The sequence below is a fragment of the Aeromonas sp. FDAARGOS 1407 genome (assembly GCF_019048725.1).
Classification (GTDB): domain Bacteria; phylum Pseudomonadota; class Gammaproteobacteria; order Enterobacterales; family Aeromonadaceae; genus Aeromonas; species Aeromonas enteropelogenes.
In genome coordinates this window covers 1,140,001-1,152,293 of sequence record NZ_CP077399.1, presented here as the reverse complement: position 1 = coordinate 1,152,293, position 12,293 = coordinate 1,140,001, and the positions used below count along the sequence as shown (strand labels likewise).

Here is a 12,293-nt window from a genome sequence, read left to right as displayed (position 1 = left end):
ATTACATCATCTCCATGGTGGTCAGCAGCGGGGTCAGGTGTTCCCGGGCCAGCGCCTGCAGCTGGGCCAGTACCTCGTCATCGAGTTCCGGGAAGCAGCGGGCGACATAGACGTCCTGCCCCTCCCCCGTCACCATGTAGCCGCCGTTGAAGCGGGCGAGCGCCGCCTTGTCGGCGGCCTCCGGTTTCTCCGGATCCTTCTCGATCTCCTTGATCCACTCCCAGGCGGTGCTGGGGAAAAACGGCAGCGGCCGCTTCATCCCCTGGGTCCAGAGCGCCACCAGCGCCGCCAGTCTGGGGCGGGCTTCGTCTGCCGGGAGCCTGGGCAGGCGCAGGCTCTGCTTGGCGTCGAACAGCAGGGTGTCACCGGGGGCATCACTCAGGGAGAGGCAAAGGTGCTGGATCCAGCCCAGCAGCAGATCCTTGCCGTTGAAGCTGCCGGGCTTAACTACCAGCAAGCGCCCCTTCTGGGTGTCGATCCACCCCTGCAACTGGCCCTGGGTCAGGGAGATATCGATCTCCACCGCCTGTTTGTCCGCCTCATTGGTCGCCACCCAGGGACGCAGGCGCGCAGCCAGCTTGCCCATCTCGGCGTCCAGATCATCCAGCAGCAGGCTGCCGAACCAGCCCTGGGGCAGCAGGCCGGAGAGCTGCAGGCGCTGGCGACGCTCCTCGCTTTCCCCCTGTGCCAGATGGGCATCGAGCAGCAGCGCCTTGAGCTGGTAGTGCTGCAGGCCGTCCAGCTCGAACGGTTCGCTGTCCTCGATCTCGGCCTCGTCCAGCTCGAACCACACCTTGAGGCGGCGGTTGAGGAAATACTTGGCGGGCTGGCGATAGAAGCGCAGCAGCTCCGCCAGCTCCAACCCCTGCTCTTTCCCCCATTCTGGGGGCAGCGGCAGCTCGCCGCTCTGGAAGTTGGCGGCCCCGCGCTCTGGGCTCAGGGCCGGCAGCCAGTCGGCGGCATAGGTAAAGAGGCCGGAATTCTCCGCTGGATAGAAGTAGCTGCGGCTGTAGGGGGTGAGCGGGTGTGCCACGATCAGGTGTTCGAGCAGCCGCTTGCCGGACGTCTCGTCGTCGAGCGCCTCATCCCCCGCCAGCACGAAGCCCTGACGCACATAGTCGATCAGTTCCGCCAGCAGCACGGAGGGCACCTTCTCGCTGTTGTCCTGGGCACTGAAGCCCTGATAGCTGATATAGAGCCCCTGCTGGGCGCTGAGCAGCGCCTCGAGGAAGAGGTAGCGGTCGTCGTCGCGACGGGAGCGATCCCCGCGCCGGCCCGCCACCGCCATCAGGTCAAACCCCATGGGGGGCAGGGTGCGCGGGTAGACGCCGTCGTTCATGCCGAGCAGGCAGACCTGCCGGAAGGGGATGGAGCGCATCGGCATCAGGGTGCAGAAGTTGACCTGACCGGCGAGGAAGCGCTGGCTGGAGCGGGACTCCCCCAGCACGCTGCCGAGGTAATCCTGCAGCAAATCGGCACTGATGGGCTGCTCGAAGCGGGCCTCGCCGAGCTGGGCGAGCCAGTCCGCCAGCTGGCTGCGAATAAGCTGCAGCTGGCGCTCCTCATCCTCATCGGCCAGATAGAAGCGCTCCAGCAGTTCGTTGAGGCAGGCGATCCACTCGGGCAGCGGCTGCGCCTGTTGCAGGCGGGGCAGAAATTCCGCCAGGGAGTCGACGAACCAGGCGAGCTTGCCGAGGGCCAGTCCCTGCTGCCCCTCGATATCGGCGTAAGGCAAAATGCCGGCCACCGGCTCGCCATCCCCCATGGCAAAGCCGAGCAGCATGCGGCGCAGGCCGAACAGCCAGCTGTTGCCAGAGAGGCGCGGCAGATCGAAGCGCTCCGGGTAGCCGTCATCCAGCCCCCAGCGGATGCCGGTCTCCTGCACCCAGCGCCGCAGCTGGTTGAACTCGTCGTCATCGAGCTCGAAGCGGCGTAGCACGGCAGGCACCTCGAGGATGGCGAGCAGCTCGCCGGCCCCCAGCCGGGCGTTGGGGAGTCTGAGCAAGGCGAGGAAGCTCTGCAGCAGCGGGCTCTCCTGGCTCGCCGCCCGATCCGACACCGCAAACGGGATCTGGCCTCTCGCCCCGAACACCGCCTGGATATAGGGGCCGTAGCTGTTTACATCCGGCATCATCACCACCACGTCTTTCGGGGTGAGGGTGGGGTCTTGCTCGAACAGCGCCAGCAGCCGGTCGTGCAGCACCTCGAGCTCGCGCATCGGGCCGTGGCAGGCGTGGATCTGCAGGGATCCATCGCTCGCGTCGATCGGGCTCTTGTGCTGACTGCTGTCGAGATCGAACTGACCGGCGCCCCGCTCGGCCAGCTCCAACACATCTTTCTGGATGGCGCGCAGCAGCCTGGCCTGGCCCTGTTCATCCTGATCGTCGATATCGACGAAGGCCTCGATTTGCGGCACCTCCAGCTCCATCAGCTGGTGCAGGTAGTCGCGCCCCAGCTTGCCCATGGAGGCGAGCAGCGGGTTGGTGGGGCCCTGCAGGGTGTCGAGATCGGTGCCGGGCTTGAGCTTGTTTTCGAGGCGTGCCAGGGTCTTGCGATCGAGCAAGTCGCCCCAGTAGTAGCGGCAGGGGTTGGTGACGAACAGGTGCACCTCCACCTCATCCCGGCTGCCGAGGGCCAGCAGCGCCTCCACGTAGCGCGGCGGCAGCGCCGAGATGCCGAACACGAAGACCCGTCGGGGCAGCGTGCCCGGCAGATCCGGGGTGCGCTCCAGCTCGTGGATAAACTCCTCGTAGAGGTTGGCGCGGTGGTAGCCGCTGGGGGCGAGCGCCAGGGTGCGGGCCACCAGCTCGCGCCACAGCTCCGGCTGCCAATCCTGACCGCTCACCCCGGCCAGCTCCTGGCTCCCTGTTCCGACAAGTCCTTCCCCCTGTTCCCAGCGGGCGATCCAGTCCGGCCGATAGACCAGATACTGGTCGAACAGATCCGCTACCTTCTGGCAAAGCTGCCAGAGGCGTACCTGCTCCGGTGCCTTGGCGGGATCCTGGGCAGGATCCACGTCTTCCCCACTACCCAGATAGGCAGCCAGAGGTGCAAAGGCGGGGCGGTCCAGCAGGGCGGGCAAGATGGTCATCAGCTGCCAGCTCATGGATCCCTTGTTGTAGGGGCTCTGACGAGGTACGTCCGCCAGCACCCGGGTGAACATCTCCCAGATAAAGCTGGCGGGCAGCGGAAAGTCGATGTTGGCGGCGATGCCGAAGGCCTTGGCCAGCTCCAGCTTGAGCCACTGGGCCATACCCGGGCTCTGCACCAGGATCTGTTCCCGCTCGAAGGGGTGAGAGAGGGGCGCCTGCCGGATGCGACTCACCAGCAGCTCTTTGAGCAGATCCAGCTGATTGGAGTGGTAGAGGGTAAACATGAGCAATTCCCGCCAATGCAAAAGAGGTGTGATCGCGGGAAAACCTCAAGGATCCCCGCCACTTCAACAAGAATTGGGATTGTCGGGGATCGGGGGGGAAGATGCAAAAGGCACTTGTTGCCGCCGCTCGGGCAAGCGCCGAATTATGAGAGGTGCCACATATTGGCGGCCAGCCTTGCCACCAGAGCGGCGCTGACAAACAAAAAAGCCGGAGCATGGACTCCGGCCAAAAAGCATTGGAAAACTCGAACTGTCAGGGCATTACCAACTCTTGCCGAGGCGGGCATCCAGGCTGAAAGCGCCTGCACCTGCCGCCGCCAGGGCCAGGAAACCACCGGCGACCGAGATGTTCTTCATGAACATCAGCATCTGCATCTGATCAGCCGGTTGATAGTGGAAGATGAAGGCGGCCATCAGGGTGAAACCGGCCATCAGCACCGAGAGGCTGCGGGTGAACAGGCCCAGCATGATGGCGAGGCCACCACCCAGCTCCAGCAGGATAACCAGCGGCAACAGGAAACCGGGCACGCCCATGGCCTCCATATAGCCCTGGGTACCGGCGTAACCACCGATCTTGCTCCAGCCCGCCATCACAAACATCAGTGCCAGCAGTACGCGACCCACCAGCAGTGCCACATCTTTCATCTTGTCCATCTCAATCTCCTCGTTCACGCCGCATCAGAGCTGGCAACTTCAGGGTAGGTCAAATAACAGGGCCTGAGTGGCACTTGTTGCCACCAGCTCCCAACTTGATTCATCACGACTGAGCACCCCGTCGCCGGGTCGGGCAGCCAGACCGTTGGCGGTCAACTCCCCTGAAATCATCTGCAGGTAACCGTGCCGACCAGCCAGCTCCCAGGTGAGGGATTCACCGGGCTCAAGCTGCACACGCCAGACCCGGGCCTGCTGGCGGATCCTGAAGGATCCATCCTCGCCATCCGGTGACGCCACCAGCGTCATGCCGGGCCTGGCCTCTATCTTCTTCTGCTGATAGCCGGGGGGCGTATCGTATTCGTTCGGCTCGATCCAGATCTGCAACAGGGAGAGCGGCTCGCTCTGCGAGGGGTTGTACTCGCTGTGACGGATCCCGCTGCCTGCGCTCATCAACTGGAAATCCCCGGCCGGGATCTGCTCGGCGTGGCCGAGGCTGTCCTTGTGCTCTATGGTGCCGGTCAGCACACAAGTCAGGATCTCCATGTTGGCGTGAGGATGGGTGGCGAAACCGCCACCCGGCGACACCAGATCCTGATTGATGACCCGCAGGACCGAGTGGCCCATCCACTCCGGGTCATAGTAGTGCCCGAACGAAAAACTGTGGCGCGCATCCAGCCAGCCAAAGTTGGCCTTGCCCCGCGCCTCTGCGGCTCTCAATTGCATCATGATGTGCTCCTCATCTCTGAAGGTTCGCCTTAGCGGGGGTTGCCACCGCCGATGCCGAACGGAATACGGTACTCGCCGCTGTCACCGGCCAGGCTGACGGTCAGGTTGCCCTGGGTGCGGCTCGGGATCTTCACCTGCTGGGTGCCGACCAGACTGGCGTGGACGGAAGCCAGCAGATCACCGGACTGATCGCGCACCTCCAGCATGGGGTTGGCCTTGCCATCCATCGCCGCACTCGCATGCCAGTTTACAAACAGCACTCCCGGGGTGGCGTTGAAGTCAGCCGGCACGGAAGCCTGGGCAAAACCTGCGGTCATCAGGCCTGCAACGGCCAGCATCTTGATTACGTTTTTCATGTTCACTCTCTTGTTTTATATGTCATTGCCAAGGCCGCTTTGGCCCGAATCAATGCATCCATGCAAGAGGTCATTCAAATAGTATGTTGTTCTTTCACCGACGTCTGACGTGCCCTTTGGGGTTGTCACAGCACTGAACTACCTTTTATTTGGCCACTTGGCGTTCCTGCCTAAGCGTTGATTGAATATTAAAGTTGCCTGGCCTAACTTGTTAGCGAGATAAACTGGCAAACATATTCAAAAAAATTGAAGGCAGGCTATGGCCAAGGAACTGAACAAGGAACGGGCGCTGACCCTGGAGGCGATCCGGGTGCTGGACGCCATCGATCGCCGCGGCAGCTTTGCGGCAGCGGCCGACGAGCTGGGCAAGGTACCCTCGGCGCTAAGCTACACGGTACAGAAGCTGGAAGACGAGCTGGACGCCATGCTGTTCGACCGCAGCGGCCACAGAACCAAATTCACCCCGGCCGGCCGCATGCTGCTGGAACGGGGCCGGGTACTCTTGGAAGCAGCCGAGCATCTGGTGGGCGAGACCCGGGCCCTGGCCCGTGGCTGGGAGACCGACATCACCATCGCCGTCGATGCCCTGGTGCCGGTGCAGGCGCTCTACCCGCTGGTGGAACGGCTGGCCGAGCTGACCGATACCCGGCTGCGGCTGCGGGCCGAAGTGCTGGCGGGCAGCTGGGAGTGTCTGGAGGATAGCCGCGCCGATCTGCTCATCTCCTCCCTCAATCCCGACATCATGATGACCGGCATCAAGCACCAGCTGCTCAGGGAGGAGGTGATGCTCTACGTCGCCCACCCGGATCATCCGCTCCACCTGGAAGCCGAGCCCCTGGCGGACGAGACCCTGCGCCGTTACCGCGCCATCGCGGTGGCCGATACGGCACTGCGTAAGCCGGTGCTTACCTACCGTCTGCTCGACAAGCAGCCGCGCCTCACCGTCAGCTCCATGAGCGAGAAGCGGGATGCCCTGCTGGCGGGGATTGGGGTCGGCACCATGCCGCAAAGCTGGATCGAGGAGGACATCAAGGCGGGACGGCTCAAGGTGATCTGCCCCGAGTATCGCCATCAGCTGCAGGTGGTGCTGGCCTGGCGCCGCGATACCATGGGCAAGGCCAAGAGCTGGCTGGTGCGGGAGATCCCCAAACTGTTCCAGACGCGATAGGGGCAGGAGCGCCGGCAGCAACGAGAAAGGGGAGCCTCAGGCTCCCCTCTTTACGACTGGCTGTCGGCGATGGCGCTTACTGGTTCGCCTCGGCGAACTGTTTCATCGCTTCGGCATGTTTGGCCATGCCGTTGGCACGCTCGCCGAGGTTCTTGATAAACTCGGCCTTCTTGGCCGGATCCTCAATGCGATCATAGCGTTGCTGCAGGTTGGCCTGGATCTGCTCCGGGGTCATGTTCTGCATGCGGGCCATGCGGTCGTGACGACCACCGTGGTGCTTTCCACCCATCATGCCGCTGCCATCCATCGGGCAGTCCACCATGGGGCCCGGTTGAACGGTCGGAGTCGCTTCACTGGCAGCGTAGGCACCCAGCGGCAGGCCGAGGATCAGGGTAGCGGTCAGCAGGGTTTTGGTCAGCTTTTTCATGGTCTATCTCCTCTCGGGATGAATCGGGTTCGGCACTCTTGCCTTGCCCTCAAGTAAACACCCCTCTGGTGTCTGAACTTTGCCAGTATCACCCTTTTTTGTAGCAGAGTGTGGCATCTTGCTGATCTGGCACACTTTGACACAAACCCTGCAAGGGATTTCCGTATACTCGAGCCAACCCCAAGCAAGAGAGGCAGTCATGAATCAAGGCAGCACCCACATTCTGGTCGTCGACGATCACAGCGAGATCCGCGATCTCCTCAAGCGTTTTCTGGAACAGCATGGCCTGCGGGTCAGCTGCGCCCGGGACGGCAAGGAGATGAAGCGGCTGCTGGAGGAGCGCGAGTTCGATCTGCTGGTGCTGGATCTGATGATGCCGGGTGAGGATGGCCTGACCCTCTGCCGCGAACTGAGGGTGAAATCCAACATGCCCATCATCATGCTCACCGCCATGGGCGAAGAGACTGACCGCATCATAGGGCTGGAGATGGGGGCCGATGACTATCTGGCCAAGCCGTTCAACCCGCGCGAACTGCTGGCCCGGATCAAGGCGGTGATGCGCCGCACCCAGGCCGACACCCAACCCTCGCCCGAGACCCTGACCCGGGATCTGCGCTTCGATCGCTGGCTGCTCGATATCAACCGCCGGGAGCTGGTCGACGAGGATGGCGTGGGGCTGAGCCTCTCCACCGCCGAGTTCGATCTGCTCAAGGTGTTTCTGGAGCGACCGCAACGGGTACTGAGTCGGGATCAACTGCTGGATCTTGCCCGCGGACGCGAGGCGGTGGCGTTTGATCGCGCCATCGACACCCTGGTGAGCCGGCTGCGCCGCAAGCTGGAGCGGGATCCCAAGAATCCCGAACTCATCAAGACCATCTGGGGTGGAGGCTATATGTTCTCCGCCGATGTGACGCAGGTATAAGTTGATGGCCGCCTTCAAGCGACTCGGCTCGGGTTTGTGGCCCAAGGGACTGACCGGCCAGATCATCCTGGTGGCGCTGGCCGGGCTAATCCTGATCCAGCTGCTCAGCATCCAGATCTATCGCACGGATCGGGAGGAGGCGCTCGGCTTCGTCAACAGCCGCAACGCCATGCAGCGGATCATCTCTGTGGTGCGCCTGCTCTCCCTCTCCCCCCCTTCGCTCTATGACGAGATCCTCAAGGCGAGCCGCAGCGAAACCCTGCTGCTACGTCTCTCGAATGAACCCTTGCGGCCGGACAATCGCAGCCCCCGCTTCGAGCAGCTGGTTCGCTCCCGCCTCAGCTATCCAGCCGGGCTCGATGTCGAGATCAGCGCCGAGCTGAAGCAGGATTCCCAGCGCAGCAAGGCGTGGGAGCACCACGCCCGCATGATGCGGGATCGCAAGGGGCCGCCGCCACGGGACATGCGGCTCTATGGCTCCATCGAGCTGCCCCAGGGAGGCTGGCTGCAGTTCAGCTCCCTGGTAGACAAGGAAGCGGGCAGCTGGTCCTGGCAGACCACCCTCAACCTGATGCTGGTCGCCAGCCTGGTAATTGGCCTGATGGTGCTGCTGTTTCGCCGTGCCACCCGCCCCCTTAAACAGCTGGCGGCCAATGCCGATCGTCTCGGTCGCGGTGAGGACATCGATCCTCTGAAAGAAGAGGGGCCCATCGAGGTACGGGAATCGATCCAGGCCTTCAACCGGATGCATACCCGGCTCGCTCGCTTCGTGCAAGACAGAACCCGGATGCTGGCGGCCATCTCCCACGACCTGCGCACCCCCATCACCAGCCTGCGGCTGCGCACCGAGTTTCTGGCTGACGGAGAAGACAAGGAGCGGATCCAGCAGACCCTGCAACAGATGGAACAGATGCTGGCTGCAACCCTGAGCTTTGCCCGGGAAGAGGGGCAGCAGGAGGCGACCCGGGAGCTGGATCTGGTCAGCCTGCTGGAGAGCCTGTGCGACGACTATGCCGATACCGGCCAGCCGGTTACCTGTCTGGCCGAAGGCAAGCAGGTCTACGCCTGCCGGGCCAACACCTTGCGCCGGGTGCTACAGAACCTCATTGGCAACGCCATCAAATATGCTGGCAGCGCCGAGGTGTCGCTGGAACGCACCCGGGACGAGCTGCTGATCCGGGTCTGCGACAACGGGCCCGGGATCAATGAGGAGCATCTGGAAGATGTATTCAAGCCCTTCGTGCGCCTCGACGAGGCGCGCAACACCGAATCGGGCAGCGTGGGGCTCGGCCTCTCCATCGCCCGCACCCTGGTGCATCAGCACGGCGGTGAGCTGACGTTGCAAAATCGGCCGCAAGGAGGGCTCGAGGCCAGGATCAGCCTGCCGCTCTAACATTTGCCCATCATTGAGAAACCGGAGATAAAAAACGGGGTCGCCCCTCACAGGGCGACCCCGTTGCATTGCACTCGGGATCAGAAGTTGTAGGTCACACCGAGGTTGTAACGACGGCCATCCAGCACAGTGCCATAGCTGCCGTAGTCCACCGTCTTGTCGAACAGGTTGTAGATGCCGGCGGTCACATTCAGGTGCTTGTTCGCCTTGTAGACCAGACCCATGTCGAAGAAGGTGTAGGAGGGCGTGCCTTCCGCCATCTTGACCCGGCTCAGGTATTCAGAGGTTTCGCCACGGAAGTTGACCCTGGACCAGAGGCCAAGATCCTCTGTGGTCTGCCAATCAACGCTGCCGTTGAACATGTGGCGGGGCATCTGGTTCAGCGCATGGCCGGCCAGCGGGCCGCTCTTCTGTTCGGACTCGGTGAAGGTGTAGCTGGAGCTGACTGACCAATCCTCGTTGATCGCCCACTCCAGCATGCTCTCGACGCCGCGCATGTTCGCCTTGTCGACGTTGATGCGATCGCTGATGAAGTCGTAGCTGTGACCATTGAGGGTGCAGGCGGGATCATTCTTGCTGGAGCAGCGACGCACCTCGGAGATCTTGTTCTTGAAGTCGGTGTTGAACAGGGTCACACCCGCGTTGAGGCCCTGGCCGCCATCCCACAGCAGGCCAATCTCTTCGCTCACGCTGGTCTCCGGCTTCAGGTTCGGATTTCCGACCAGCATGCCGTCCAGAGTGCCGCCACCCGTGACCTGACCCCAGTTGGCCGCAGACATTCGCAGATCCGGCGAGCGATAGCCGGTAGAGACGCCTCCCTTCAGGGTCCAGGCATCATCCAGGTGCCATACCCCATAGAGACGCGGGCTCCAGTGAGTACCGTAGTTTTGATCCCGATCCATCCGGACACCGCCGGTCAGGGCAAACGTCTCGGTCAGCGACCACTCGTCCTCGACAAACAGTGCCCAGCTCCAGCGGGTCAGCTCACTGGCCGGGTTCGCCACCTTCAGGGTATTGCCCTGATCCTGCAGATCTTCATAGCGATACTGACCACCGACGCTCAGATAATGATCCCCCAGAATGAACTGGGTATGGGTGTCCAGTATGGTGTTGGTCAACTCCATCTGGCGACCCGGGTTGGTGTTGACCTCCTGCTGCAGGTAGCTGCTGGAAGAACCGAAGTCATACTGGCCGGTATGCGTCAGTGCATAGTTGGTACGCTCATAGCGGTTGAGGCTGGGCTTGGCATTGTCAGCGACTGAGTTGCCCGGAGTGCGATCCCGATCCTGCAGGCTGCGACTGGCCTCCAGATCGAAACGGTTCTGCTCGTTGGGATTGAAACTCAGCACGGCGGTGCCGCTGCGGGTTTCCTGCTCGGCAAAGCCCTGGGCGAATTTGTCTTCACCACGATGGGCCAGCTGGCCGTTGAAGCGCAGGCCAAGCACGTTGTCGATCAAGGCGCCGGCGGCGTAGGCATCGGTCTGGAAGCTGTTGCCCGCATCCTTGTTCTCCTGGAAGGTGGAATCGGCGTGAACCGAGCCTTGCCACGCCATGCCCGTGGTCTTGCGGGTGATGACGTTGATGACGCCGCCCATGGCATCCGAACCATAACGGGAAGACATGGGTCCGCGCACCACTTCAATCCGCTCGATGGCCTGCAACGGCGGCAACCAGCCCTGCTCGATACCGGGACCGTCGCTGTTGGGGCGGGTGCCGCGGCTATCTACCTTCTTGCCATCGACCAGCATCAGGGTGTATTTCGAGCCCATGCCGCGGATGCTGATATCGCTGCTGCTGCCCCCGCCTGTGATCACTACCCCGGGCACATCCTTCAACGCATCGGTAACATCGCGATAGGCGCGTTTTTCCAGCTGATCACGGGTAATGACGGAGATGGATGCAGCAGAGTCTTCAATTTTCTGCTGGAATCCGGAAGCCGTCACTACCATCACTTCGGACTCGGCGGCAAGGGCCTGCATGGAGAGCGTGGAGCAGATCAGCAAGGCAAGCTTGTTCGGTTTCACTGTTATCATCTTCTGGCCTGAACGTTTAAGTAGGAAAGAGGCGTATTCCCTTACTTCAGTCGTTACACCATCCCGGTCTCCTGCCAGGAAGGGGATAAATAAGGTCCATATGAAGAACAACTTATCAATCAGGCCGAATTGTAACTATCATTGCCACTAAGATCGAACAATAATCATTATCATTTAATGTTTTGTGAGCTCAATACGTAGCTAAACATAATATTATGTTTTATATGGATTATTTACGTTCTGGAGGGAACTGGGGAATCACAGCCGGAAGCGGCACAGGGTATCTGGTGAGCCAAGAATGGCCAGTAAACCGGCCAAGGTTGCCATGGTGAGCGCAGCAGAGACGATGTATAAGCGCTAAATAGCAGGCAATAAAAAACCCCGCTCAGTGAGCGGGGTTTTCATGTTGGGTGCCTGGCAGTGTCCTACTCTCGCATGGCGAATGCCACACTACCATCGGCGCTACCGCGTTTCACTTCTGAGTTCGGCATGGGATCAGGTGGTTCCACGACGCTATGGCCGCCAGGCAAATTCTTCATCGATTTGTCCGGAACAAATCGAAACCGCCGTAGGCGGGCCCGAAGGGTGAGGTTCAGGACGAACCGAATAATCTTGGAAAGCTGACGTGAATAACGACCTAGTCGCTATCACTGAATTCGTAGTTCGTTCATTCGCTACAAGGCCCAGAACACTTCTTGGGTGTTGTATGGTTAAGCCTCACGGGTAATTAGTACGGGTTAGCTCAATGCATCGCTGCACTTACACACCCCGCCTATCAACGTTGTGGTCTCCAACGGCCCTTCAGGACCCTCAAGGGGTCAGGGATGACTCATCTCAGGGCTCGCTTCCCGCTTAGATGCTTTCAGCGGTTATCGATTCCGAACTTAGCTACCGGGCAGTGCCACTGGCGTGACAACCCGAACACCAGAGGTTCGTTCACTCCGGTCCTCTCGTACTAGGAGCAACTCCCTTCAATCATCCAACGCCCACGGCAGATAGGGACCGAACTGTCTCACGACGTTCTGAACCCAGCTCGCGTACCACTTTAAATGGCGAACAGCCATACCCTTGGGACCGACTTCAGCCCCAGGATGTGATGAGCCGACATCGAGGTGCCAAACACCGCCGTCGATATGAACTCTTGGGCGGTATCAGCCTGTTATCCCCGGAGTACCTTTTATCCGTTGAGCGATGGCCCTTCCATTCAGAACCACCGGATCACTATGACCTACTTTCGT

At 61.4% G+C, this 12,293-nt stretch carries 9 protein-coding genes and 2 rRNA genes (1 of these 11 running past the window's edge); 3 read left to right on the top strand and 8 right to left on the bottom strand.

Going from position 1 to position 12,293, the window contains the following annotated elements:
• Position 1 precedes the first annotated feature (1 nt).
• From recC to I6L37_RS05495, 4 genes are all read right to left on the bottom strand, one after another.
• On the bottom strand, positions 2 to 3,376 hold the full coding sequence (recC, locus tag I6L37_RS05510; protein WP_216993456.1) for an exodeoxyribonuclease V subunit gamma: 3,375 nt from the start codon (positions 3,374 to 3,376) through the stop codon (positions 2 to 4).
• 261 nt (positions 3,377 to 3,637) lie between these two features.
• On the bottom strand, positions 3,638 to 4,030 hold the full coding sequence (locus I6L37_RS05505) for a DoxX family protein (protein ID WP_042070987.1): 393 nt from the start codon (positions 4,028 to 4,030) through the stop codon (positions 3,638 to 3,640).
• A 39-nt stretch (positions 4,031 to 4,069) separates the two neighbouring features.
• A complete protein-coding gene (locus tag I6L37_RS05500; RefSeq protein ID WP_042024970.1) occupies positions 4,070 to 4,756 on the bottom strand; it encodes a pirin family protein in 687 nt (228 codons plus the stop codon).
• 29 nt (positions 4,757 to 4,785) lie between these two features.
• Complete coding sequence (locus tag I6L37_RS05495; protein ID WP_216993455.1) at positions 4,786 to 5,118, bottom strand: hypothetical protein; 333 nt, start codon at positions 5,116 to 5,118, stop codon at positions 4,786 to 4,788.
• Positions 5,119 to 5,371: 253 nt separating this feature from the next.
• On the opposite strand from I6L37_RS05495, the gene I6L37_RS05490 reads away from it, so the two are divergent.
• The gene (locus I6L37_RS05490; protein ID WP_216993454.1) at positions 5,372 to 6,280 is read left to right on the top strand and encodes a LysR family transcriptional regulator; all 909 of its coding nucleotides are present in this window, start codon (positions 5,372 to 5,374) and stop codon (positions 6,278 to 6,280) included.
• 76 nt (positions 6,281 to 6,356) lie between these two features.
• Here the strand turns inward: I6L37_RS05490 and I6L37_RS05485 are convergent, their stop codons facing one another.
• Positions 6,357 to 6,707: a hypothetical protein gene (locus tag I6L37_RS05485; protein ID WP_201980767.1), complete on the bottom strand. Its 351-nt coding sequence runs from the start codon at positions 6,705 to 6,707 to the stop codon at positions 6,357 to 6,359.
• 199 nt (positions 6,708 to 6,906) lie between these two features.
• On the opposite strand from I6L37_RS05485, the gene I6L37_RS05480 reads away from it, so the two are divergent.
• Positions 6,907 to 7,629: a response regulator gene (locus tag I6L37_RS05480; protein WP_042024967.1), complete on the top strand. Its 723-nt coding sequence runs from the start codon at positions 6,907 to 6,909 to the stop codon at positions 7,627 to 7,629.
• A gap of 4 nt (positions 7,630 to 7,633) precedes the next feature.
• The gene (locus I6L37_RS05475; protein WP_216993453.1) at positions 7,634 to 9,022 is read left to right on the top strand and encodes an ATP-binding protein; all 1,389 of its coding nucleotides are present in this window, start codon (positions 7,634 to 7,636) and stop codon (positions 9,020 to 9,022) included.
• An 80-nt stretch (positions 9,023 to 9,102) separates the two neighbouring features.
• On the opposite strand, the gene I6L37_RS05470 is transcribed toward I6L37_RS05475, so the two are convergent.
• From I6L37_RS05470 to I6L37_RS05460, 3 genes are all read right to left on the bottom strand, one after another.
• The gene (locus I6L37_RS05470) at positions 9,103 to 11,055 is read right to left on the bottom strand and encodes a ligand-gated channel protein (protein ID WP_216993452.1); all 1,953 of its coding nucleotides are present in this window, start codon (positions 11,053 to 11,055) and stop codon (positions 9,103 to 9,105) included.
• A gap of 412 nt (positions 11,056 to 11,467) precedes the next feature.
• Positions 11,468 to 11,582 (bottom strand): 5S ribosomal RNA (gene rrf / locus I6L37_RS05465).
• Positions 11,583 to 11,761: 179 nt separating this feature from the next.
• Positions 11,762 to 12,293 (bottom strand): 23S ribosomal RNA (locus I6L37_RS05460); it runs 2,357 nt beyond the window's last position.